19 protein-coding genes and 1 tRNA gene are annotated in these 25,651 nt (G+C 23.2%); 10 read left to right on the forward strand and 10 right to left on the reverse strand.

What is annotated here, in order from left to right; genetic code table 11:
* Positions 1 to 65 precede the first annotated feature (65 nt).
* Positions 66 to 140 (reverse strand) — tRNA-Asn (locus tag Lyticum_RS03535).
* Positions 141 to 531: 391 nt separating this feature from the next.
* Complete coding sequence (gene tatC, locus Lyticum_RS03540; RefSeq protein ID WP_322498957.1) at positions 532 to 1,368, reverse strand: twin-arginine translocase subunit TatC; 837 nt, start codon at positions 1,366 to 1,368, stop codon at positions 532 to 534.
* 520 nt (positions 1,369 to 1,888) lie between these two features.
* Here tatC and Lyticum_RS03545 point away from each other — a divergent pair.
* Positions 1,889 to 3,403 (forward strand): pseudouridine synthase, encoded by a 1,515-nt coding sequence (locus tag Lyticum_RS03545; protein WP_322498958.1) that lies wholly within the window; start codon positions 1,889 to 1,891, stop codon positions 3,401 to 3,403.
* A 594-nt stretch (positions 3,404 to 3,997) separates the two neighbouring features.
* Here the strand turns inward: Lyticum_RS03545 and Lyticum_RS03550 are convergent.
* The 3 genes from Lyticum_RS03550 to Lyticum_RS03560 form a co-directional block, all read right to left on the reverse strand.
* Positions 3,998 to 4,981, reverse strand: coding sequence for a DMT family transporter (locus Lyticum_RS03550; protein ID WP_322498959.1), 984 nt, complete (start codon positions 4,979 to 4,981; stop codon positions 3,998 to 4,000).
* Between the two features lie 151 nt (positions 4,982 to 5,132).
* Positions 5,133 to 5,921 (reverse strand): preprotein translocase subunit YajC, encoded by a 789-nt coding sequence (gene yajC / locus Lyticum_RS03555; protein ID WP_322498960.1) that lies wholly within the window; start codon positions 5,919 to 5,921, stop codon positions 5,133 to 5,135.
* Between the two features lie 148 nt (positions 5,922 to 6,069).
* Complete coding sequence (locus tag Lyticum_RS03560; protein ID WP_322498961.1) at positions 6,070 to 8,337, reverse strand: glycosyltransferase; 2,268 nt, start codon at positions 8,335 to 8,337, stop codon at positions 6,070 to 6,072.
* A 319-nt stretch (positions 8,338 to 8,656) separates the two neighbouring features.
* Between Lyticum_RS03560 and hslU the strand changes: the two genes are divergently transcribed.
* From hslU to Lyticum_RS03575, 3 genes are all read left to right on the forward strand, one after another.
* Positions 8,657 to 9,997 carry an ATP-dependent protease ATPase subunit HslU gene (gene hslU / locus Lyticum_RS03565; RefSeq protein ID WP_322498962.1) on the forward strand — a complete coding sequence of 447 codons (1,341 nt, stop codon included), beginning with the start codon at positions 8,657 to 8,659 and terminating at the stop codon, positions 9,995 to 9,997.
* A gap of 149 nt (positions 9,998 to 10,146) precedes the next feature.
* Positions 10,147 to 11,040, forward strand: a complete 894-nt coding sequence (gene lipA, locus Lyticum_RS03570; RefSeq protein WP_322498963.1) for a lipoyl synthase — start codon at positions 10,147 to 10,149, stop codon at positions 11,038 to 11,040.
* A 107-nt stretch (positions 11,041 to 11,147) separates the two neighbouring features.
* A complete protein-coding gene (locus Lyticum_RS03575) occupies positions 11,148 to 12,293 on the forward strand; it encodes a rod shape-determining protein MreC (RefSeq protein WP_322498964.1) in 1,146 nt (381 codons plus the stop codon).
* Between the two features lie 71 nt (positions 12,294 to 12,364).
* Here Lyticum_RS03575 and Lyticum_RS03580 read toward each other — a convergent pair whose 3' ends face one another.
* The 4 genes from Lyticum_RS03580 to Lyticum_RS03595 all read right to left on the reverse strand — a co-directional run bounded on the left by Lyticum_RS03580 (position 12,365) and on the right by Lyticum_RS03595 (position 17,724).
* Positions 12,365 to 14,119: an ABC transporter ATP-binding protein gene (locus tag Lyticum_RS03580; RefSeq protein WP_322498965.1), complete on the reverse strand. Its 1,755-nt coding sequence runs from the start codon at positions 14,117 to 14,119 to the stop codon at positions 12,365 to 12,367.
* A 90-nt stretch (positions 14,120 to 14,209) separates the two neighbouring features.
* The gene (locus tag Lyticum_RS03585) at positions 14,210 to 16,087 is read right to left on the reverse strand and encodes a ribonuclease E/G (protein ID WP_322498966.1); all 1,878 of its coding nucleotides are present in this window, start codon (positions 16,085 to 16,087) and stop codon (positions 14,210 to 14,212) included.
* Between the two features lie 74 nt (positions 16,088 to 16,161).
* On the reverse strand, positions 16,162 to 17,268 hold the full coding sequence (gene tgt / locus Lyticum_RS03590; protein WP_322498967.1) for a tRNA guanosine(34) transglycosylase Tgt: 1,107 nt from the start codon (positions 17,266 to 17,268) through the stop codon (positions 16,162 to 16,164).
* A gap of 303 nt (positions 17,269 to 17,571) precedes the next feature.
* On the reverse strand, positions 17,572 to 17,724 hold the full coding sequence (locus Lyticum_RS03595; RefSeq protein WP_322498968.1) for a hypothetical protein: 153 nt from the start codon (positions 17,722 to 17,724) through the stop codon (positions 17,572 to 17,574).
* A gap of 114 nt (positions 17,725 to 17,838) precedes the next feature.
* Here Lyticum_RS03595 and Lyticum_RS03600 point away from each other — a divergent pair, with 114 nt between their 5' ends.
* The 6 genes from Lyticum_RS03600 to Lyticum_RS03625 all read left to right on the forward strand — a co-directional run bounded on the left by Lyticum_RS03600 (position 17,839) and on the right by Lyticum_RS03625 (position 24,094).
* Positions 17,839 to 18,759 carry a TatD family hydrolase gene (locus tag Lyticum_RS03600; protein ID WP_322498969.1) on the forward strand — a complete coding sequence of 307 codons (921 nt, stop codon included), beginning with the start codon at positions 17,839 to 17,841 and terminating at the stop codon, positions 18,757 to 18,759.
* A gap of 473 nt (positions 18,760 to 19,232) precedes the next feature.
* Complete coding sequence (locus Lyticum_RS03605) at positions 19,233 to 20,450, forward strand: sugar phosphate nucleotidyltransferase (protein ID WP_322498970.1); 1,218 nt, start codon at positions 19,233 to 19,235, stop codon at positions 20,448 to 20,450.
* Positions 20,451 to 20,682: 232 nt separating this feature from the next.
* A complete protein-coding gene (gene grxD / locus Lyticum_RS03610; protein WP_322498971.1) occupies positions 20,683 to 21,012 on the forward strand; it encodes a Grx4 family monothiol glutaredoxin in 330 nt (109 codons plus the stop codon).
* A gap of 498 nt (positions 21,013 to 21,510) precedes the next feature.
* A complete protein-coding gene (secY, locus tag Lyticum_RS03615) occupies positions 21,511 to 22,791 on the forward strand; it encodes a preprotein translocase subunit SecY (RefSeq protein WP_322498972.1) in 1,281 nt (426 codons plus the stop codon).
* A 54-nt stretch (positions 22,792 to 22,845) separates the two neighbouring features.
* Positions 22,846 to 23,526 carry an adenylate kinase family protein gene (locus Lyticum_RS03620; RefSeq protein ID WP_322498973.1) on the forward strand — a complete coding sequence of 227 codons (681 nt, stop codon included), beginning with the start codon at positions 22,846 to 22,848 and terminating at the stop codon, positions 23,524 to 23,526.
* 121 nt (positions 23,527 to 23,647) lie between these two features.
* Positions 23,648 to 24,094: a hypothetical protein gene (locus tag Lyticum_RS03625; protein ID WP_322498974.1), complete on the forward strand. Its 447-nt coding sequence runs from the start codon at positions 23,648 to 23,650 to the stop codon at positions 24,092 to 24,094.
* A 395-nt stretch (positions 24,095 to 24,489) separates the two neighbouring features.
* Here the strand turns inward: Lyticum_RS03625 and Lyticum_RS03630 are convergent, their stop codons facing one another.
* A complete protein-coding gene (locus tag Lyticum_RS03630) occupies positions 24,490 to 25,356 on the reverse strand; it encodes a sigma-70 family RNA polymerase sigma factor (RefSeq protein WP_322498975.1) in 867 nt (288 codons plus the stop codon).
* Positions 25,357 to 25,651: the final 295 nt, after the last annotated feature.

Consider the following 25,651-nt stretch of genomic DNA (forward strand, 5'->3'; position numbering starts at 1 on the left):
ATTTCCCTAATGAAGAAAGGAATAATTATATAACTAAATACAAAAACAAAACGGAGAAAAAGAAATGGCTCCCCGGGCCGGATTCGAACCAGCGACCTAGCGGTTAACAGCCGCTTGCTCTGCCGCTGAGCTACCGAGGAACATTAAATTTATAATATCATTATCGATAGTATTATGTCTAGTACTTTTGTATTGAAAAATAAAATAATTTATCAACAAAAAATATTTTGAATTATTCAAATATATATTTATTAATATAAATAATACGCTAATTATTATAATTTTTTGTTCATTTAAATGAATAAAATACTTTATCTGCTAATTAAAATTATTTTTTGATAAAAATATTTATATATATATTGTTGAGCAATAAGAAAATACAGTCTATATAGAAAATGCCGTCTATATGAGATCATTTTATAGAAGGTCTAAAAATAGTACTCTCATTTGAATTTATAAACCAATTAAATACTTCTATTAGATTAATTAATTAGGTTAATTAAGAGATCATACTAAAAAACCAATTATGATTTAATCTTTTAAAAAAAAACTACAAAAAAATATCATTAATTCATAAATTATTATTAATGGAATCGCAACAGAAACTTGGCTAATGACATCTGGTGGTGTAATAATTGCAGCAAATATAAATGATATCACTATAAAATAACGGCGCCATAATCGCAATGTAGAAATACTAATTATTTTGGATACACATAATATACCTATTAATAATGGTAATTGAAATGACCAAACAAACCCTGTTATTATATCTAAATAAAAAGATATAAAATTTATTAATTTAGGAGTTAAAATGACATCTATTTCTCTAACTTTGCTTAAAGAGAAAGATGTGAAAAATTTCCAAGATGCAGGAATAACTAAAAAATAAGCTGTACTTCCTCCACAAATTGCTAACAAACAAAAAAATAAGAGAGATAATGTAGCAATTTTTTTTTCTCTATAATAAAGTCCAGGGGCACAAAATAAATAAATTTGCCAAAAAATAAATGGAGATATTATTAATAAGGATATTCTATGAGATAAAGTAATATAAGATGAAAATAATTCAGAAATATCAGTTGCTAATAACTTTATTGAATTTTTAGATGAAATTTGTAAAAATATAAAATGATATACATCATTTATAAAATAATAAACAGTTATAAAAAACACTGAATAAACTAATAAACAATATATTAATCGTAAACGTATTTCACTATAATGTTCTAATAATGTATATTGTCGAAAATTGTTGTTATAAAAAGAATTTCTTTTTTTATTATTATTTATTTCATTTAATTTTTTATCATTATTTTGAATGTGCTTTTTCTTAATATAATCAGAATTAAAACTGTCATTAGACATTGTATTTACTATAATATTCTTATTTATATGAATTTTTATTAGAAAATAATAAATTAAATAGTATTAAATAATAAATTGCAATCATATAATAAATATATTTTCTAAAAATATTAGAAAATTAAAATATATTGATTATACAAGCATTGATAGTAAATCTTATATTTCTATATAGTAATTTATAAAATTATTTTCATTACATAAATTGTAGCATTACTAAATCTAGTATTTTTACATCATTGATTTATTACTTGCATATATTATTTATAGTTGGTATTATCAAGTTCTGGTCTTGATGATAAATAAATTAAAAAATTAATTAAAATAATTAATAATATTATAATAAATTATTATATTTTTTAGCGTAATTTCAATATAATCTTTCTTGATATAATTATTTTTTTTGAAATTTTATAAAATTTTTTATAAATAGTAATTCTTTATATCCATAAATTATATTTATTTTCATTAATTCCAAAAATGATTAAATAAAAAAAATATTTTATATAAATAAAAATTAGGTATGGGCAATTATAACAGTAGCAATGACTACGGTAACAAAGAAAATGAAAATAGAAGAAGGGAATTTGTACCTTATAAAGGTGATTTCAAAAGTAGAAGAGGTCCTCATGATGGTAACAAAAGAGTTAGCGATAGGCGTGATGGTGGATTTAATGGTAGAAGAGATACTTTTGAGCGTAGGAAAAGAAATTTTGATAGTCCTCCCCCAGAAATAAAAAAATATATGGTTTCAAGTGAACATTCTGGAATGAATATAATGAAGTTTTGTCAAGCGAATTTTGCTAATGTTCCAGAAGAAAGGATAAAACACTTTTTAGAGAGAGGTAGTTTACGTGTTAATAATGAACGTGCTAATATTGAAAATACTTTAAAACCAGGACAAGAAGTAAGTTTTCCAGAAACTATGTTCAAAGATGATCCTCGTTTATCATCTCCTAGAACCTTTGAAAGAAGGTATGATAGAGGAGGAAGTGATAGAGGAGGAAATGATAGAAGAGATGAAAATAGAAGTGATGGAAATAGATTTGATTCTAGGTCTAGAGATCAATATAATAACAGAGAAAGAAGATATAATGATAGACCAGGAGGAGGAGGTAGTAGATACTCAACACCTAATTCTAATGATAGACCAGGGGGTGGTAGTAGATACTCAACATCTAATGATAGACCAGGAGGAGGCAGTAGATACTCAACTGAAAGATCTAATTCTAATGATAGATCAAGATTTCGTAGTAATAATAGAGAAAATTCATATCAAAACGATAGTCTAACTAAAGAAGAACGTAGAGCTAAAAGAAGAGAACATTTAGAATACTCTCCTAAATATCAAATTTTATGTCAAAACATAAAAACATGGGCTATATATAATGATGATTCTTTTGTTGTTCTAAATAAACCAGCAGGAATTCCTGTTCAAGGCGGTACTAATGTTGATATTAGTATTGATGATTTAATTTGGGTATTCAACAAAGATGCATCATTAGTACATCGTATAGATAGTAGCACTAGTGGTCTTCTCATTATAGCTTTAAATCTTGAAGCAGCTACAGAACTTGGATATATGTTCAAAGAAAGAAAAATTGACAAGAAATATTGTGGTCTTGTAACTGGAGTTTTCCATGATAAAAATGGTATTATCGACTTTCCTATAGGAAAATATGAGAGAGACCGCGATCGTGGTGGAGAACAAAAAGATGCTATAACTAATTATAAAGTTGTTTCTGAAAATGAAAATTTTAGTTTGGTGCATTATAATATTGTTACAGGGAGAACACATCAAATTAGAATTCATACAGCAATGAAAGGTTGTCCAATTTTAGGTGATCGTAAATATAGTAGTGGAGCATTTATAGACTTAGATTTAAATGTAGAACAGCAAAAAGCACAAAGTGAAGCATCGTGGATGCATTTACATGCTCAGTCTATGTCATTTAAATTATTTGGTAAATCTCATGAAATAGAAGCTCCTTTACCAGAATATTTCACAAAAAGTGTAGAAATATATAATTTAAAATAAAATTATTGAATAGTATATTAATTATATACTATTTATTTGTGATTTATGATTTGTGATTTGTGTATATTTTATACAATTTGAAATAATTTTGAAATAATAAATTTTACCAGAATATTTCACAAAAAGTGTAGAAATATATAATTTAAAATAAAATTATTGAATAGTATATTAATTATATACTATTTATATATGATTTGTGATTTGTATATTTTTATACAATTTGAAATAATTTTGAAATAATAAACTTTACCAGAATATTTCACAAAAAATGTAGAAATATATAATTTAAAATAAAATTATTGAATAGTATATTAATTATATACTATTTATATATGATTTGTGATTTATGATTTGTGATTTGTATATTTTTATACAATTTGAAATAATTTTGAAATAATAAATTTTACCAGAATATTTCACAAAAAGTGTAGAAATATATAATTTAAAATAAAATTATTGAATAGTATATTAATTATATACTATTTATATACTTTTTTTATTTTCTTTATCTAAGCAAAATTAACAATTAATTTTTTTATAAATGCTGTTTTAAAAATAAATAGCATTTATAATATATATTTAATAATATATTTATTATTTTAATAATTCATGCTTAGATTTACGTTTTTTCATTTGATAACGTGCTAATATTAAACTTGATAAAAATATTGTACCATATCCAATTAGTGATTCTATTTCTACTTTTTCTTTAAAGGCTATATAACCAAATATTCCACTAAATATTAATTTTGTATATCTAAAAGGGACTACTATTGATAATTCAGATCTAAGAGAAAGAAAATAGGCTGAATTATGAATAAAATAAATTAATGCCATACAAAATATTAAAAGTATATTTTCCGTTCCAATATTAAATTTTTTAAAATCAATTAAGGAAGGATTTAATGGAAGATTTATTCCAACAATATTTATATTATTCCATTCAAATATAGCTGTAGGAAATGATATAATAGATGCAAAAAGCAATATATAAAACATTTGTGTCATATTATGCTCTGTATTTCCTAACATTTTTATAATTATAGAATTAAATGCCCAACAACATATAGCAATTATTATATAAATATATGTTTTATCAGCATTTGCTTGTACAATCTTAGAAGTAGAACTAAAAAACCAATCAGGACGAACAACTATTAAAGCACCTATAAATCCTACAATTATACCAACTATTTTAGTTTTTGAAATTTTTTCTTTAAAAATAACAAATCCTAAACAGAAAATTATTAAATATTGTATATTTTCTATAGCAGCGGCATCAGCCATAGGTAAAAATTTTAATCCATGATAGAAAAATAATGCTCCTAGAGTTCCACTAATACTCCGTATGATATGAACGAATATTCTATCACTTTTTAAATATTGATTACGTTTATAAATAATAAACGGTAAAATAATCAATAAAAGTGAAAATTTATAACAAAAAACTACAAAACCAGAACTTAATTCAGATTTACGTAATATTTTTGCTGAAACATCAATTAAACTCAAACATAAAGTATGAATGAGCATAAAAACTATTCCATACAGTGCACCATTAATTCTAATATTCTTCATAAAATATTTTATATATTAAACAGACTTATAAAGGTCGTTAACATATAATATATTTTTTATCAATATAAATATAATAAAATATTTTATAATATATTTTTTATAACTTTTGATTATAATGCATTAATATATAGTAAATATAACAAATAATTTATTATTTTTTATCATTATTCTTATTTTTTTTCTTATTATTAATAATTTTATTCTCAGTGCTTTTTTTATCATTATTTCTTATTTTATTTTCATTTTTTATATCATTTGTAGAGTTATTTAACTTATTATCTTCTTTGCTATTATCATCATTTATATTATTATGATCATATTCACTATTATTGTTGATATGATTTAATTCTTCAGATTCTGGGATATTATTAGAAATTTCATTTAAAGTTTTATCATCAGATAATGAATTATCTTCTATTTTCTCAATACTATTATTTTTTCTTTTATTTGAATGATGAATATTTTCATGATTTGAAGAAGAAGTTGAAGATGAATTAACTAATTTACTCAAACTACTCTTTGTAACTTCAATTTTTACATTATTTGCTATTTCAACTATAAATGTTCCTTTATCAGAAAGTTTTTTGACTATAACACCAGAAATAGCGTTACTAATCATAACTTTATCTCCAGTTTTTAATTGATTTATCATTTCATTATGTTCTTTTACTTTCTTTTGCTGTGGTCTAAAAACTATAAAGTAAAATATAGCAACCATAGATATCATTATTATCATATTAGAATTGAATGGAGCACCCCCTGCAACAAGACCATCTATATTTTCTCCATTATTACTATCTTCAGCAAAAATTTCACGAAAATTTATCATATTTTTAAGTATTGTTTCTATAATCATTGTATTAATTTTTTTATATTTAATTTTTATATCTTTGATTGTATTTGGTTTTGTACTAACAATAAATATTGTACTTGCAAACATATTATATAATACAGTTACAATAATTTTCAATATCAATTAAGTTTGTATCTATATTGCATATAGATAGTTTATATATTACAAATTTTATTATATTAATATTAAAAATTTGAATAAATACATACTAATACACACTAATACACACTATAGTTTAATGTTCATACATTTTACTAACTCCATGTTGTGTTTTATCCCAATAATGTGGATTAAATATTAACTCAATTATAGCGCGAACTGCAGCAATAAGGTGCATAATAAAATAAATTATAATAATAATAAATATAAATAAATTTATATTTATTTCTTTTCTTATAATATTAAAAGATGAATATACAGATATTATCCAAAAAATTAAATTAAATGATGATAATGATAATAAAATTAAACGTTGATTATATGTAAATAATGAATCTAAATATATACTTCCAACATACGATATTATTCCTGGTAATATAAATGCTACACCAAAAGTTGCTATTCCCATTAGTGATACAAAGTTTATAAAGCCTTTTATTCCTAATTTTTTATATGTTTCGGTAGGTTTTCTCATATGTACTAAAAATGTCTGCATATGACCTTTAAACCATCTAGTTCTTTGCTTAATCCAGGCTTTCATGCTTATAGGAGCTTCTTCTAAAGTTACAGAATTAATCATTGCTATTTTCCATCCTAATAATGATATTCTCATTCCTATATCAGCATCCTCTGTAACATTATAAATATCCCAACCATTCAATTTTTTCAGAGCATGAGATGTAAAATGATTACTTGTTCCTCCTAGAGGGACAAATATTCCAGATTGTGTCATAGCAGGCATCAAATAGTTAAATTGCATTGCATACTCAAGTGAAAAAAATGATGATATAATACTTTCATCTTTATTATGAAAATTTAGTCTAGCCTGAACACAAGCTAAATATTCTCTTTCATTAGGATGTTGTTGTTTTTGAATACTTTGATGAAGATTAAAACATCTTATTGCTTTTAAGAGTTGATAGCAATCTGGTTTATCTTCTGCATCATATACCACAACATATTCCCCTATTGTAAATTTTAAAGCGTAATTTAATGCTCTTCCTTTAGTTTGAGGAGTTCCTGTCGGAACAGAAATAATTTCAAAATAATTTGGTAAATTAATACAATCAATAGCTTTTTTAGTAATTTGATCATGATCTTCAATAATAAGTAATACTTGTAGTTTTTCTCTTGGATAAATAATTTGATTAATATTTTTTACTAAAGTATTTAAAACTAAATAATTTTCTTTATATACAGGAAGAAGAATCGTATAATAAGGTGCTATCTTTGAATTATTTAGTTTTATTAAATCATTTTTAATATCTTTATTATAACTATTATTATATATATTATTTTGAGAATTATTATAAATTTTTTTAGATTTTTGTGATTTTAAGTTATTAAAAAACAAATCTTCATTAGTATAACTTTCACCAATCCAATCATATAATAAACTTGAATGTACACTTTCTTTATTTTTTCCTTGATAAAAAAATATATTTTTATGAAGAGTTAGTTGAAAATATAAAAATTGACCAAAAATAGAGAAAAAATATACTATCCATATAGGATATAATATTACTAATATTATGATTATAATAATTGTAATATGAAGATATAATGTTTGTTTTTCTGATAAAACATTTTTTGCAAAACTCGTTGTATATGGATATAAGTAATTTTCTGAAAAAAGATTTTTATTTGATATATGAATATCATATTTATATTTATCTTCATAAATATTGTAAAAAATTGATTCTTTTATATTATAAATACTTTTATTATAAAATTTATAAAAAAAATTATTTTCTTTGATAATATTAGATATAAAAATATTTTTTTCTGTATATTTTTTAATATCTTTTAAGTTTTCAGATTTAGTTCTTAGATATTTTTTTTGTTTAAAATTTTTTAATCCATTAAAGTTTTTTATTTTGTTATTTTCAGGATTAAAATGATTTATTTTTTTGTTTAAAGTAACTATATTTTTACTAAATCTGTTTATTTTAATATCTTCACTTTTATTAGTATAATACTCATTTTTATTTAATATTATCTCATAATTTTTTGATGGAGATGTATACAATGCCTGATTTGCAGAATCATAAAATGAATTATCATCTTTTATTTCATGATTTTTTTCGTCAAATTTTTTATTAATTTTATTTATTTGATCAAGTTTTTTTTCTTTATCAAATATTATTTGTTGATTTTTACTTAAATTATATTGATTAAAATTTAAAGATATATTAGATGACAAATTTCTCTTTGTTATATCACTATTAGAAGATATTATTTGTTGTTTTTCTTTTATTTTTTCAGAAAGAATTTTTTTAAATTTTTTTTTTGTTTCTAAACTATTCTTTCTTTTAAAGTCAGAATTATGATTATATGATGACATTACGTCTAGTATTTAAATTAACAATAAAATATAAGTATAAAAGGAAATTGTATATTATATAACTTTTTATAAAATTTTCTAGAAACCTATAGTTGTTTTATTTATTTGACATCTTGTTTTTTTTTATAAACATCGTATATATATTAATGTAGTAATGCAGTCATAATTAATCATAATTGATAAAACACTCTAAAAATAAAATTTTATAAAAAATCAAAATTAATAGAACAAAATTAATTAAAATAGTAATAATTTAAAATATTTAATTATTTAACCAAAAAACATTTAAAAATTAACTAACAAAATTGATAAAAAAAATATGCTAAATTCATCACCTATGAATCTTTCACCAAAAAAAATTGTTGAAATGCTTGATCGTCATATCATAGGTCAAAAAGAAGCAAAGTGCTGTGTTGCAAATGCTTTAAGAAATAGAGAAAGAAGAAAACAAATCAAAAAACAAGATCCATCATTGGCGGAAAATATTATTCCTAAAAATATAATGATGATTGGTCCTACAGGAATAGGAAAAACTGAAATATCAAGACGCATAGCACAATACGGTGATTATCCTTATACTAAGGTAGAGGCTACAAATTTTACACAGATTGGTTATTACGGTCGTGATGTAGATTCAATTATTAGAGATTTAGTCGATAAAACCATAATAAATACAAAAAATAAACGTAGACTACTTCATACAGAAACTGCACATGATATAGTTGTTGATAAAATACTTAAAGTTTTTGTTGGAGAAAATGCCAAAGATATTAGCAAAGAAATGTTTAAAGAAAAATTCTCAAATGGAGAATTAGATAATTTAGAAATAGAGATTGAATTGCCAGATATTCCTATTTCTGCAGAAGCTCCTCTTTTAGACTTCCCTGGTGGAAATATTAGTATGATTAATTTTAATGATCTTGTATCAAAAGCATTATCAGGAAAAACAAAAAAGACTAAATTAGTCAAATGTAAAGTAAAAGAAGCATATAATATACTCCTTAAAGATGAAATAGATGGTTTAATAGATGAAAGCTCTATTACAGAAGAAGCTATAAAAAGAGTTGAAAATGAAGGAATAGTTTTTATAGATGAGATAGATAAAATAACTGGGAAAGATAAACGTAATTCTGCGGATGTTAGCAATGAAGGTGTGCAAAGAGATCTTCTCCCACTGGTAGAAGGAACTATTATAAATACAAAACATGGATCTGTAAAAACAGATCATATATTATTTATAGCATCTGGCGCTTTCCATACAGCTAGACCATCAGATCTTCTTCCAGAATTACAAGGACGTTTTCCAGTAAGAGTAGAATTACATCCTTTATCAGAAAAAGATATGATCAGAGTTTTATCTGAGCCTGAGTACAATCTCATAAGACAATACAAAGCACTTATGTCTGTTGATAAAGTTAGCCTTAAATTTACAGAAGATGGTATAGCAAAAATTGCTGAAATTGCTGTTCAGATGAACCAAAAAATCGAGGATATTGGTGCAAGAAGATTGCATGCTGTACTTGAAAAATTGATGGAGGATTTAAGTTTTATTGCAGAAGAAATAACAAATACTGAGATATTAATAGATAGTCAATATGTATCAAATAGATTAGATAGTATTGCTGGAGTAGCAACTGATAGATCAAAATTTATACTTTAGTCAAAATATATTAATTATATAATGTCTGAATTTGATTGATAACTAAAGTAATATTAACTAAAATAATATATATAAATATAATAATATCTATTAATATTTAAAATAAAAAACTATGTGATTAGAGAAAAAATAATAAATAATTAAATTTAATGTTATATAATCAATTAACTAAACCAGATTGGTTAAAAGTAAGAGCTCCTCAACCTCATATTATATTTCCATCCGCTGAGATTATAAAAAAACATGGATTGAAGACAGTTTGTGAGGAGGCTGCATGCCCTAATATAGGTGATTGCTGGAGTAAAAAACATGCTACATTTATGCTAATGGGTAGCATATGTACAAGAGGTTGTAAATTTTGTAATGTTGCAACTGGGAAACCTGATATGATAGATCCTCATGAACCAGAAAAAATTGCTCATGCAATAAAAGAATTAGAATTAAGATATGTAGTACTAACTTCTGTTGATAGAGATGATTTATCTGATGGTGGTGCTAACCACTTTGCTAACTGTATTATTTATATAAGAAAATTAAATCCAGAAACAAAAATAGAAATTTTAACACCAGATTTTTTACGAAAACCTGGGGCTATTGAAATAATTGTTGAATCTAAACCTGATGTATTTAATCATAATATAGAAACGGTTCCATCTCTATATAAAAAAATTAGGCCAGGAGCTAACTATTTTTGGTCTTTACAATTACTTAATCGTGTAAAGTTATTGAATCCAAGAATATTCACTAAATCAGGAATTATGGTAGGATTAGGTGAAAAAGATAATGAAATCTATCAAGTTATGGATGATTTAGTTATGGCTGGAGTTGATTTTTTAACAATTGGACAATATCTTCAACCAACTCCATCACATGCTGTTGTAGATAGATATGTAGAACCAAAACAATTTGATAATTATAAAAATATTGGAAAAAATAAAGGATTTACATATGTTGCTTCTGGTCCATTAGTTAGGTCTTCATATCAAGCAGAAGAAGGTTATTTTTATTTAAATGAAAAAGATCAGCAAAAAATAAAAATATAATGACAAATTGAAATAATTAATAGTTTACATTTTATAGCATAATATGCTTAATAATTTTTATTATTTTTTAAGTTTTTATTTTTTCTCAAAATCTTAGGATAAGAAATATGATTTTGTCACTAAGTCAAATAAAAAACAGAGAATCAAATAATTTATCAAAGAAATTTCAAAAAGAAATAATGTTTTTTTTGAAAAAAAATTTACTTAGAATTATAAGGTTTTTATTTTATTTTTTTATATTATTATGGTTAATCTTTACAGACTATGGTGTAATTTTACAATCAAGAATAATTAATATACGTGGTAATATTTTTTATACATTAAAAATAAACAAAGATAATATTTCTGATAAATTTGATTTAATTATAGCAGATTTTTTTTATAGATATTGGGATGATGTTATCAGTGAAGATGAAAAAATATTGATTAACGATTTGATTAAATTCAGATATTGTATACGTCATAATATTTCTGATTGTAAATTAAATTATAAAACATTGTTATCTAATAATGATAAATTATCAATTTCATCACAATATCAATTAATAAAATCAGAAAATGAAAAATTAAAAGAGATTTTATTTTTTAATAAGAATTACTTTCTTATTGACTTTAAAAAGTTTAATTCTCTAGAAAATAATCTTAAACAAAATAATAATGATGCAGATGATAACAAAATTTTAGCAAATTATATAGAAAACAATGATAATATTAAAAATAAGATAAATAATCAAAATCTTCATTATTCTGAAGTAAATAATAATCGTTTTTCTCCTGTTTTCACTAAATTAATGACTTCATCGATAATCGGAAAATCTTTTAATAATACAAACTCTTTTTTAATAATTACTGCTGGATCAATAAATGGAATAATGATAGGAGATTTAGCAATTTATATGGGGCATTTCATAGGGAAAGTTTCTGCAGTATCAGAAAAATTTTCACGTGTTGATACAATTTCAAGTACTAATATTAGTGTAGACGTTATTGGTAGTAGTACTGGTCTAAAATGTATTGCAAAAGGTATAGGTGCTCAAGATAATGAATATTTTGGTATGAATGCTTATCATTGTTTAAATAAATCTAATCCAGAGATCAATAATTTTATTGATGGAGAAATTATCATAACCTCTGGAATTATGCCTCATATACCAGCAGGATTAATAGTTGGGAGTTATAATAAAGGAGTTATATCTCCAAAATTTGATTTATCTGCTATACAATATATTAACTTAATACGTTATTCTAAATAAGTTTATATTTTTTATACTATAATAATATATTAGAAATTTATATTAAAAGTTATAATAATCATATAATCTTATTATATTAAATCATTATTATTGTATTTTTTAAAGAAACGAGCATATTTTTTATCTTCTTTAATTAAATCACTATGTGTACCACATTCAGATATGTAACCTTTTGATAAAAAACATATTAAATCAGCATTTTTTATAGTTGATAATCGATGTGCTATAATAATAGTCGTTCTATTTTCTCGTAAATTATTTATTGCTTTTTGAACTTCTTCTTCTGAATCTATATCAAGAGAGCTAGTTGCTTCATCTAAAAGAAGAATAGGTGAATTTTTAAGAATAGCTCTTGCTATTGCTATTCTTTGTCTTTGACCTCCTGATAATTTTCCACCATTTTTACCTATTTTAGTATAATACCCTTCTGGCATTTTACTGATAAAATCATGCGCAGCAGCAGCTTTTGCAGCTTTGTATACTTCTTCATCAGTTGCATTTAGTTTTCCATATCTAATATTTTCTATAATTGTATCATCAAATAATCCTGAATCTTGTGATACTAATGATATTGCCTTACGTAATGATGATATTGTTATATCTTTTATTGAGTAACCATCTATAATTATTTCTCCAGAATCTGGTTCATAAAATCTTTGAAGTAATTGAATGACTGTGCTTTTACCAACCCCAGAATGACCTACAAATGCAATAGTTTTACCTGGTTGAATTTCTAAATTAAAATTTTTAAGTACTTGTTTTCTGCTTTTATACGCAAAATTAATTTTTTTAAATACTACTTTACCATTATTAATAACAACTTCTTTTGAATTTTCATTATCGGCAATAATTGGTTTTGCATCTAATATATTAAATATTCTATTAGCAGAAGTTATACCTTCTTGAATCGTTGTATTACTTTGTGATATATTTTTAAGTGGTCTATACGTCATAAATAAAGCAGCTATAAAGGATATTAACTCACCTGGGGAAATACCTCCAGCAATAACTTCATATCCGCCATATATAATAATAGCTGTCATTGCTATACTTCCAAGCATTTCAACAAGCGGAGATGGAATAGCTTCCATTTTAGCAGCTTTATGTGATGATTCAAGAAATCTTTCTACAATAAGTTTTATTCTATTAATTTCATAATCTTCTCTATTATATGCTTTTACTATTGATATATTAGTTAATGTATCATCTAAATATCCCATAAAATCATCAATACCACTGTACATATTTCGTGCTATTTTTCTAATTTTTTGCCCTATATGTATAATACTATAAGCAGTTATTGGAAATATAGTAAGTGATATAAAAGAAAGACTAGGATTGTGTATAAACATCAACCCACCTAAACATAATAAATTCAATATATCTTGAACTAAAGATATACATAGCGTAGTACATGCATTACGCATAGCATTTATATCACTAGTAAAATGTGATATAAATTTTCCAGATGGATATTCATCAAACATACTATTATCTGCATGAATAATATGTTTATATAAATCAAGTTGTATTTGAGTACCTATGTTATAAGATATGATTTTTCTTGCTGAGCTTTCATAGAAACTAGATACAGCCCTTATTGCGGTATTTATAAAAACTACTATAGGTATCATCCAAAGCATTTTTATACTTTGATTAAGGAATAAACGATCAAGTAATGGCTTTAATATCCATACATTAACTGCCCCAGTTATTGATATAATTACCAAAGATATAATTGCAGTTATAATAAGTTTTTTTTGTTTGTAACCGTACTCTTTAATTAATCTACATAAAGTTTGAATTCCTTGATTTTTTTTTTTCATAAAATTATTTAAATAATGTCATAAATTTTTCTAAAAATCAATTAGTTATATTATGAAATACAGATAAATTAGTATAATTAGTAAATATTACTAATTAATAATTTTATTCCATAATTTTTTTAACAATGATTTTTTATCGTCATTTACTATATTTGTATCAGCATTTTTTTGCATATTATCAGGATTTAATTTTTTTTTGTGATTGTTAATGTCAGATATTAAATTATCTGAATCTTTAAAAGAATTATCAGCTTCATTTTGATTTTTGAATTTATTGTTGAATTTATTGTTGTTTTTTAGAAAATTTCTTTTTTTTTCTTTATTATCATCGTTTATTTTATATTGTAATTTCTCTTTATCATTTCTATTCATAGTAGAAATTGATGGCATAGGAATTGATATATTATCTATATAATTATTAGAATCATAATCTAAATAATCTATAAAAAAACAGTCATAGCCAGCTTTATTTTCTTCAGTAATTGTAATTATTACATTATAATCTTTTTCAATCTGAACAATCTCTTTTCTTTTATAATTCAATAGATAATTAATAATTTCAATATTTGCATCAATACTAACTCTAATAACATTATTATCTTCTTTTTTATTATTATTAGATCTAAGTTTAAATAAATCAGCACTTATAGCACGTAATATAGCATTTCCACTAGCAGGAATTGTACGTACTCTACCTCTACCTCTACAGCTTGGACAAATTATACGATTTACTTCTACAGTATTACTATGACCAATTCTTTCTCTTGTCATTTCTAATAATCCAAATTCACTTATTTTTCCTATCTTAGTTTTAGCTTTATCATTAGAAAATGCTTTAACTATCATTTTTTCTATCAAAATACGATCATCATGATTATGCATATCAATAAAATCTATTACAATTATTCCAGATAAATCTCTTAAAATTACCTGTTTTACAATAGTACTAACAGCATCTATATTAATAGCTGTACTGTTTGAGGCAACAGTTTTATTTTTTTGATATGATAATTGAGATACACTACTTGATCTTGTTGGTTTACCTGAATTAACATCTATTGCAACTAAAGCTTCCGTTTGATTAATAATTATATATCCACCATTTTTTAAATCTACTTTATTATTATATATTGATGAAATTTGTCTTTCTATTTTATGCTTTGAGAATATTGGCTCAATATCTGAATATTGAAGTATTTTATTTATATGAGTAGGTAGAATTAAACTTATGAATAAATTCAATTTATCAAAGGTATTTTTACCAGAAATAATAATACTTTCGATATTTGTATCATACAAATCACGCATTACTCTAAGAATGATATCACCTTCATCATATATAAAAGATGGGGCAATTTCATCACGGCTCTTTTCTTGAATTATATTCCAAAGTGTTAGTAAATATGAACTATCATTATAAATTTCTTTTTTTGTTTTATATATTGAAGATGATCTAATAATAATAGAAAATTCATTTGATTTTCTTAAATCATCTCCTATTTTTTCTAATCTTTCTCTTTCATTTTTATTTTCTATTTTACGTGATATTATTGTCTTACTTACTTTATTTAAGAGAATTCTTGTATAACGACCACTGATTACTATATATGTAGTCATCATGACACCTTTTGTGCCTTTTGAGTTTTTATTTATTTGAACTAATAACGATTGATCTTTTTTTAGCGCTAAAAATGGATTTTTATTTAAATTATCCGATAAATATATTGGATGAATTTCATTAAATGGTAAAAATCCTAGTTTTTCCCCTCCATAATTCACAAACACTGCTTGTAGAGAAGGTTCTATTTGTTCTATTTTAGCAAGATATATATTACCCTTTATTGCTGTTATAGCATTATCTTGCGAATAAAAATCAATAAGTTTATTCCCTTTTACTAGTGCAACTCTTGTTTCATTAGAGAAATAAGCATCAATTAATATTGTATTTTTTTGAGTATTTTTTTTCATTTATTAATATCTTAAATATTTTAAAAGTATTTTCTATTAATAATTTCATATATTTTTTTTATATTATATTACTTTTATAAATGAATATTGTCTATCATCTCCCAATTATTATTTTTTATTGAATCCCTTAGATCCTGCATTAAATCTTGATAATAATGAATATTGTGTTGTGTCATAAGAACTGCTCCCAATATCTCTTTAGATTTTATTAAATGATGAAGATAAGCACGAGTATAATTTTGACATGTATAACAAATACACATTTTATCTAATGGATTCATATCTTCAGCATATACAGTATTACGTATATTAACTACACCTTTTCTAATAAAAGCTTGTCCATTACGACCAGAACGTGTTGGAATAACACAATCAAACATATCTATTCCACGTTTAACAGCTCCTATTATATCTTTTGGTTTTCCTACCCCCATAAGATATCTAGGTTTATCTACTGGAATAAAAGGAACAATACTATCTAATATTGAAAACATTTCTTCTTGTGTTTCACCAACTGCCAATCCTCCTATTGCATATCCATCAAACCCTATTTTAATCAATTCTTGAGCTGATTTTTCTCTCAAATCAGGATAAAGACCTCCTTGTATTATTCCAAATATTGCATAACCAGGTCTAGATTGATATGATAAATATGATATTTTACTTCTAAGTGCCCATTCTAAAGATAAATTCATAGCTTTTTCAGTATCATCTTTTGAACTAGAATTTCGAATACACTGATCAAAGATCATTGTGATATCACTTCCAAGAAGATATTGAATTTCTATTGATCTTTCTGGTGAAAGCATAATCTTTTTACCATCTATATGAGATCGAAATTCAGCTCCAGCTTTTGTTACTTTCGTAAGAGAAGAAAGAGACATTACTTGAAAGCCTCCAGAGTCAGTAAGTATTGTATGTGGCCAGTTCATAAATTTATGTAGACCCCCTAAACGATTAATTCTTTCAGCTGTTGGTCTTATCATAAGATGATATGTATTACCTAAAATCACCTTAGCACCAGTATTTAATACATCTTCAGGTCGCATTGCTTTTACAGTAGCTTGTGTTCCCACTGGCATAAAGCATGGTGTAGGAAAATCTCCATGAGCTGTCTGAATTATACCTTTTCTAGAATTTTTGCTTGTATTACTTACTTTAAAAAAAAACTGATGACTCACAAATATTTTACAATGATTTTTACTATTTTAAAAAAGTTTAATTTCTGTATACTTTAATGGTATAAAAAATAAAAATTGTGATTGAATTTAGACCATTTGATTTATATCAGATAGTAAAACAATAATCAAAATTAAATTCAATAAAAGTATATACCAATAATATTTATACAAAATTTTTATTTTTCGTAATTTTTCTAATCTAGTTCATTTTCATTATTATAAATACATAATACTTATTTTCATAAGTGTTTTTTATAATTAATCTTACAATTAATTTTTTAATACTACTAAAATCTTTTATCTTTATAAAGATCTATTATTTCTTTTATTTCTTATTATTTGTTCTTCTTGCCAAATTCTTTCAATTTCTTTATTATTAATGCCTTCTTTTATAAATTCTTCAAGTAATTTAATTTTATTGAAACTTAAATTATCTATATTAAAATCTTCGTTCATATATCATTACAAATTAAAAAATTATTAAAAATATTTTAATTATAATACCTTTTTTTATAAAAAAATCAATATAAATATATTTTTTTTATAAAAGTCTTAATTTTTTATATTAATATGATAGATACACATTGCCATTTAGATCTTATTCAAAAACAAGAAAGCATTAAAGATATTTTATTAAGATCATCTCAGTCTAATGTATTTGCTATGCAAACTATATCAACACGTATTTCTGAGATTAATAAAATTCTTGATTTGATTAAGAAATATGATCTTTCTCAAGAATTGAATAATATAAATCCACTTTTAAATGGAATACAAAATACTACAGATAATACGTATTCTTATAATAATTGTAATAATATAACTAAATCGAGTAATAAAAGTAATATTTATAATAAGATTCGTATTTTTGGTTCAGTTGGTTTACATCCTCTTTATGTTCATGAAGAAAAAATTCCAACTGTAGATGATATTATAAAATTAACTGATAACAAAAATATAATAGGAATAGGTGAAACAGGTTTAGATTATTATCGTTGTACAAACTCAGAAAGTATTGCATTGCAACATGCCAGCTTTGAAGCTCATATTATAGCTGCTCAAGAAACTGGTCTACCTATTATAGTTCATACAAGAGATGCAGAAGATGATACAATATCTATTATAAAAAAATATATTAAAACTAAAAAATTCTCTGGAGTTATCCATTGTTTTACTGGTAGTGAGATATTAGCAAGAGAAATGATTGATATTGGTTTTGGGATTTCTGCATCTGGGATAGTCACTTTTAAGAATGCTAAAGAAATTCAGAAAATTTTCACAATGATTCCATTAGACAGTATATTATTAGAAACTGATTCTCCTTACCTTGCTCCTATACCATATAGAGGTAAAAATAATGAACCATCTTATATCAAAGAAATAGCATTGTTTTTGGCGAATTTACGTCAAATATCATTTGATGATATTTGTAATGTAACAACTTCTAATTTTTATCGTATTTTTTCAACTGCGTTAAAAATTGATGATTAATAACTTATCAACTTATCATATCATTAATAATTCTTTAGGAAGTGATAATAATATAAAGTATAAAAATTATATAAAAATTATATAAAGATAAAAAATATTTCAGTTTAATTTACAATTTTAAATATTTGTATTGCACTTATGATTGTTTTTAAAATATTAAAATAATATTAAAATAATTTTTATTTGATAATTATTTTATATTTATACTTACTTTAATTTGTTATCTAATTATTAAAATTTTATTAAATTATTTTTTGATAATATCTTAAGTTGTATAAAATTATCGAATTACCATGGATTCTCTTTATAATTGTAGTATATTGTAATATACAACAATCTTTATATTAAAAAAATATTACAATTAATATAAAATTGATTGCACTTTAAAAATCTAAGTGATATACAGCCTCGCAATCTTAAAAATTTTTCATAGACTAATTTTAATATTTAATTTTAATTTAATATTCACAATTATGAAAGACTTAATAGCTGGAATTATGTGTGGTGGGGCTGGTAAAAGATTATGGCCATTATCACAAGAATCAAAACCAAAACAACTTTTAAAATTGATTGGAAATCAAAGCTCATTACAAAGAATAATATCAATAATCAATAAAAGTAATATTGATGTCACTCTAATTGGTAATAAAATTCATCGTAATGAGATTATTGAACAAACATCATCAGAAAAATTACATTTTAATACAGCTATATGGGAAAATGAAGGAAGAAATACTGCTTTTGCAATCTCTAGCTTTGCTCATAAAGTAAAAAAGGAAAATGGTGAAAATGCTGTTATAGTAATCATACCAAGTGATCAATATTGGGGAGATGAAAATGTTTTAATAAAAGGATTGGAAAAAATATCAAATTATGCAAGAAAAAATAACAAAATTGTATGTGTAGGGGTAAAACCACAATTTGCTTCAAGTGATTATGGATATGTATTTATTCATCAAAAATCCAATCAAAAGAGAAAAAAAGAATCAATAAAAAAAATAGAGAAATTTTGTGAAAAACCTTCAGTTGAAATTGCTAATCATTATATTCAAAATAATAACTGCTTTTGGAATAGCGGTATTTATTGCGCTAAAGCAAAAGTTTTTTTAAATGAAATTCGTAAGCACGCTCCAGAAGTCTTCTTTGAATCTCAAAAATTAGTTGAAAGAGCAATGAATGACAATGAAAAAAATAATAATAGAGAAATATTTTTACAAGTACATGATGTTGATATTCCGAATCAAAAAATAAACTTTAAATTGTTAGATGATATAAAGGTTTATTTGAATAAATCATTTGATTCAATAGATAAAGCTGTGATAGAAAAATGTCAAAATAATGTAGTATGTTTGGATTTAGGAGATGTTGTTTGGGAAGATATTGGATCATTTATTGGTCTTACTAGAGCAAGTCAACATTCTCCTAATCAAGAAAATATCACTATGATTAATACATGTAATAGTTATGCTTACAGTGATGAAAAACCTCTTTACGTTTTAGGTGCTGATAATATTGTTATTTTAAATTTATCTGATAAAATCATTGTTATGGATCAAAAATATGCAGATCAAATAAAGAGGAATAATTATTTACCTTTAACAAAAGTTAATGATAATACTATTATCATGAAAAATTTTACTGATCCTAAAATTTTATCAAAAATAGCTAGTCTAAAAATATCAGATATATAAATTGTATAAAAAATTTATTATTAATAAATAATAGATAATTATTAGTGTTTTTTTATATGGAAAAATTTTTTTTCATTACTTACTGTACTAAATTGAATTATTGTATTATAGTCCCATTTTATACTGCTTATAATGCTTAAATTTATTATAAATTATTCTAATAACTACTTTATATTAATAATTGCAGATTATATATTTCATATTGTAAAAATTAAATATTAAAAATAATTTTATGTCAAAAAATACAGATACAAAAATATTAGATGATATTCATAAATTAATATCTACACATAATATAATTTTATTTATGAAGGGAGACCCAGAAAATCCGATGTGTGGATTTTCTTCTACTGTGGTAAATATACTTAAACTATGTGGTGTGAAAGATTTTTTCTATGTCAATGTTTTAGAAGATGAGAATATAAGACAAGGAATCAAAGATTATGCGAATTGGCCAACAATACCACAACTTTACATTAGTCAAAAATTTATAGGTGGATGTGATATATGCAAAGAAATGTACAAAGATGGATCATTAAAAGAGTTAATAGATACTATATAATTTATTAAATAAATTATCACAAAATAAATAATTTCTCTTTAATTATTAATTAAACATATAAAATTTTTACCAAAATATATGATTTTTAGATAATGAATTTAGATAAAATAGTGTATCATATTATGGTTTCTATTAATTATTATTAATTATTATTAGATAACTAATATAAAAAAATATGCATAAAATTAAATATGATAACTCATAATTAAATATAAATTCTTTTCCTATACCTATAAGTTATAGTTAATTATTTATAGTTATATAACGACAATAAAATATTATTTCATATAAATAATAAAATAACATTTATTTACATGATAATGCTATTTTTGCTATATATAATAAAATAGCAAAAAAATAACATCTTGCATCTCGGCATTGATATTAATATTATATAATCAATTCAAAATATAATCTATTTTGTATTTATGTATTTGTAATTTCATTACTAGGAGTTATTTTTAATTATTTATTAATATTTTATTTATATAAGTATAAATGTCTGAGCTTTTTAAAAAAATTCTTATAGTTATTTTATTTTTAATCATATATCGTTTTGGAACTTATATACCATTACCTGGAATTAATACTGTTGTTCTTGAAGAAATATTCAAAAAAAATTCAGGAGGTATGATTGCAATGTTTAATATGTTTACAGGTGGTGCTCTTGGAAGAATGTCTATTTTGTCGCTCAATATAATGCCTTATATTACAGCATCAATATTAATACAGTTACTTAGCTTTAGTTTTAAAGAAATTGAAGAAATAAGAAAAGATGGAATAAGAGGACGTCGTAAAATAACGCAATATACTAAATATTTAGCAATTATTTTAGCTACAATACAATCTTATGGATTTGCTGTTGCTGCAGAGAACATGAAATTACAAGGAACTTATTTAGTTGATAATCCTGGTTTTCTTTTTCGCTTTATTGCAAGTTTATCCATGATTGGAGGAACTGTATTTGTAATTTGGTTAACTGAGCAAATAAGTGCAATTGGTATAGGGCAAGGAAGCTCTTTATTAATATTTACAGGAATAGTAGTTGGAATTCCAAAATCCGTTGCTACTTTACTTGATATGGGAAAAAATGGCACAATAAGTACACCATTTATTATCATGATAATAATTATCTGCATAGGAATGGTATTTGGGATAATTTTAGTTGAACGTGGATATCGTAAAATTAGTGTTATGTATCCAAAAAGACAAGTAGGAAGACAACTTTATGCTAGTCAAACTTCATTTATGCCAATAAAAATTAATACATCAGGAGTGATGGCACCGATTTTTGCTAGTTCATTATTAATGTTCCCTATGACAATAATAGGCTTCAATGAATCTTCACCAGAGCCTGGTAGTTTTAGTTATAACTTTATATATTACTTTAGTAATGGAAAACCACTATATATTTTAACTTATATTTTTTTAATATTCTTTTTTAGTTTCTTTTATTCATCTGCTATATTAAATCCTATAGAAACTGCAGAAAATCTAAAAAAATCAAATGCTATTGTTAGTGGACAAAGACCAGGAGAAAGAACAGCAAAATATATCAGTGAAATATTAAATAAAATTACAACAATAGGTGCTATATATTTATCATTTATATGTGTTTTACCTGAAATTTTAGTGAATTATTATTCTATTCCATTTTATTTAGGTGGAACTAGTTTACTTATTGTAGTAAATGTAATTATTGAATTATTTCAACAATTTCAATCTTATATTATGGGTGGGAAATATGGAACAATGCTCCAACAAATGAGAAAAAAATAAAAAATAAAAAATAATTTTTAATTAAAAATTAATATTATTAATATAATTATATAAATGAATTTTTTAAAAAAAAGAAAATTATCTATCATAATGATAGGACCGCCTGGTGTTGGCAAAGGAACTCAATCATCCTTATTAAGTGCTGAATATAACATACCATCTCTATCATCTGGAGATGTATTAAGAGAAGTAATTAGTTCTAATCTTCCAGAGTATAATTTTATAAGAGAATCTATTGCTGATGGTAAGCTTGTATCTGATAATGCAATTATAGATATAATGATAGAAAAAATAAAACAATGCAATCAAGGTTTTATTTTAGATGGATTCCCAAGAAATATGAATCAAGCTTTAATTATTGATTCTTTTTTAGATAATATTAAGATAGATTTTAAAATTATTATTAATATTTTTTTAGAAACAGATTTATTATTAAAACGAATATCTGGGCGTTTTTCATGTAAAAATTGTGGTGCTATATATAATAAATATTTACTACCAACTAAAATAAATGGGGTTTGTGATATATGTAATGGTGAAGAATTTATAACAAGAAAAGATGATATAGAAGATATTATTTATAAAAGAATTGATGTATATAATCAAGAAACTAGCCCAATAATTGAATATTATTCCAAGAATTCTAATTTTATTTCGATAAATGGAAATGTTGGGAGTAAACAAGAAATATATAATTTAATTCATAAAAAAATAAGAAATATCTTAAAACTATAGATTAATAATATCTTAATATCTCTATATATTTATATTTTTAATATATGTTGACTTTTTTATACAAAAAGATAATATTAGTTAATATATAAATAATAGATATATAAATAATATTTTTTTAAATATGAAAAAAATTGAAGAAGAATATAAGATTAATGGTGAAATAATTAAAAAAAATATACAAAATATACAACCAGCAAAACAATTAAATAATATTGATTGGTTGGATAGCGTTGAATGTATTATGACTGGAATTATAAGAGATAGTAAAAGTTATTTTTTCCAATCATTTGTTAAAGATCTATTTACTGGTAGATTAAATGAATTATTCCCCCAAGATCATTTGAAGAATTCTCAACACAGAGTTTCGGATTTAAAAACAAAAATAGACAAAATTGAAGTAGGGATATTTGCACAAATAATAGAAAAAATATTAGATTTGTTTGATATTATTGCTTTATATTTAGGATATGAAACTCTTAGATATAAGATGAAAGATTATCTTTTAACAGAAAAATTTGTTGATGATTGTTTATCTTCTACAAATCAAAATACTCAAATAATTAGATAATCTTAAAAGAGAGAATTTTACTGATAATTATTTGTTGTCTATGAATAAAACTAATAAAAATATTAATTACTTAATTACTTAAATACAGAAGTTTTTCTGAATTTATATTGATATTTATTTAATTTATTTAGATTAGTTTTATTTAACTTAAGATATTTTTTAATTTTTAATATTTATTTTGAAATTATAGAAATTTATACATCACAAGAAAATATATTAGATAATTTTTTAATTAAAATCATTATTTTAATCAGTTATCTATATTAATTACTTAATTACTTAAATACAGAAGTTTTTCTGAATTTATATTGATATTTATTTAATTTATTTAGATTAATTTTATTTAACTTAAGATATTTTTTAATTTTTAATATTTATTTTGAAATTATAGAAATTTATACATCACAAGAAAATATATTAGATAATTTTTTAAATTCTGAAATAAGGGCATAAGTTGGTAAAGTATTCAAATCATTCACAACTTTTTTCATTTTTGATAATGCTCTTTCTTCAATTTGTCTGATCCTCTCTGATGATACTCCATATTTTAGTGCTAATTCACCAAGAGTTTGAATTTTGTTTTTTATTCTTCGAAAAATTATTATTTCTTTTTCTCTTAAATCAAGCTTACTAATTGCTATATTAACAATAGCTTTTTTTCTTATTTTTTCTTCAGAATTAATTAATTCTTCATCAATATTTAATTTATTATCTGCAATAGATTCATAATTTATACTATTATTAGTATCTTCATCAGATTTATCAAGGTAAATGATTTTTGCGTTATTTTGATCTTGTGCTAAGAAATTAACATTTGTGATATCTTCATAATTATTAATAAGATTTTGAACTTGTTTTTGTTTGCAAAATAATTTTTCTCTTAATCTATTATTCGCAATCTTAACTAAAGACCAAGATTTTAGAATAAAGCTTTGGATATGAGATTTTATCCACCATGTCGCATATGTAGCAATTCTACATCCCATATTTAATTTAAACTTTGAAACAGCATACATTAAACCTATATTTCCTTCAGATATTAAATCAAGAATTGCCAATCCATAATTACGATAATTCATAGCAATTCTCACAACTAATCTCAAATGCGAAAGTATTATCTTTTTTGCTGCAGATCTATCTCCATATTTATCTATTTTACTTGTAAGATCAATTTCTTCTTCTAAAGATAGAGTAGGAAATTTACTTATTTCATTGATATAACGGCTTAATTCACATCCCGAATTAAAAACTAAATTTGTCATATTAATTTATAGAAATTTAAATTAGTGTATTTTTAACTGACATGAAGAAAGATAAACTATAATTTATTATTTATAGTCTGATTTTTATTTTTTTCAAGTATAGTACATAAAAAAGTGTAGTACATAAATGTTTATTATATAGTATTTTTTATAGATTATATACATAAATATAAATTCATATTTAGTATTATTATTTATTCATAAAAAAAATAATTATAGTTAGTAATAGTAATTAGTAATAGTAATTATACTGTAGAGTATTAGCTATATCCTTAAAAATTTGTAATAGATTATA

The sequence above is a fragment of the Lyticum sinuosum genome (assembly GCF_034471385.1).
GTDB lineage: Bacteria > Pseudomonadota > Alphaproteobacteria > Rickettsiales > Midichloriaceae > Lyticum > Lyticum sinuosum.

Excerpts from the sequence above, each read along its gene's own strand:
- tatC (WP_322498957.1), bottom strand. The coding sequence starts at position 1,368 with ATGTCTAATGACAGTTTTAATTCTGATTATATTAAGAAAAAGCACATT.
- Lyticum_RS03545 (WP_322498958.1), top strand. The coding sequence starts at position 1,889 with ATGGGCAATTATAACAGTAGCAATGACTACGGTAACAAAGAAAATGAA.
- Lyticum_RS03550 (WP_322498959.1), bottom strand. The coding sequence starts at position 4,981 with ATGAAGAATATTAGAATTAATGGTGCACTGTATGGAATAGTTTTTATG.
- yajC (WP_322498960.1), bottom strand. The coding sequence starts at position 5,921 with ATGTTTGCAAGTACAATATTTATTGTTAGTACAAAACCAAATACAATC.
- Lyticum_RS03560 (WP_322498961.1), bottom strand. The coding sequence starts at position 8,337 with ATGTCATCATATAATCATAATTCTGACTTTAAAAGAAAGAATAGTTTA.
- hslU (WP_322498962.1), top strand. The coding sequence starts at position 8,657 with ATGCTAAATTCATCACCTATGAATCTTTCACCAAAAAAAATTGTTGAA.
- lipA (WP_322498963.1), top strand. The coding sequence starts at position 10,147 with ATGTTATATAATCAATTAACTAAACCAGATTGGTTAAAAGTAAGAGCT.
- Lyticum_RS03575 (WP_322498964.1), top strand. The coding sequence starts at position 11,148 with ATGATTTTGTCACTAAGTCAAATAAAAAACAGAGAATCAAATAATTTA.
- Lyticum_RS03580 (WP_322498965.1), bottom strand. The coding sequence starts at position 14,119 with ATGAAAAAAAAAAATCAAGGAATTCAAACTTTATGTAGATTAATTAAA.
- Lyticum_RS03585 (WP_322498966.1), bottom strand. The coding sequence starts at position 16,087 with ATGAAAAAAAATACTCAAAAAAATACAATATTAATTGATGCTTATTTC.
- Lyticum_RS03595 (WP_322498968.1), bottom strand. The coding sequence starts at position 17,724 with ATGAACGAAGATTTTAATATAGATAATTTAAGTTTCAATAAAATTAAA.
- Lyticum_RS03600 (WP_322498969.1), top strand. The coding sequence starts at position 17,839 with ATGATAGATACACATTGCCATTTAGATCTTATTCAAAAACAAGAAAGC.
- Lyticum_RS03605 (WP_322498970.1), top strand. The coding sequence starts at position 19,233 with ATGAAAGACTTAATAGCTGGAATTATGTGTGGTGGGGCTGGTAAAAGA.
- grxD (WP_322498971.1), top strand. The coding sequence starts at position 20,683 with ATGTCAAAAAATACAGATACAAAAATATTAGATGATATTCATAAATTA.
- secY (WP_322498972.1), top strand. The coding sequence starts at position 21,511 with ATGTCTGAGCTTTTTAAAAAAATTCTTATAGTTATTTTATTTTTAATC.
- Lyticum_RS03620 (WP_322498973.1), top strand. The coding sequence starts at position 22,846 with ATGAATTTTTTAAAAAAAAGAAAATTATCTATCATAATGATAGGACCG.
- Lyticum_RS03625 (WP_322498974.1), top strand. The coding sequence starts at position 23,648 with ATGAAAAAAATTGAAGAAGAATATAAGATTAATGGTGAAATAATTAAA.
- Lyticum_RS03630 (WP_322498975.1), bottom strand. The coding sequence starts at position 25,356 with ATGACAAATTTAGTTTTTAATTCGGGATGTGAATTAAGCCGTTATATC.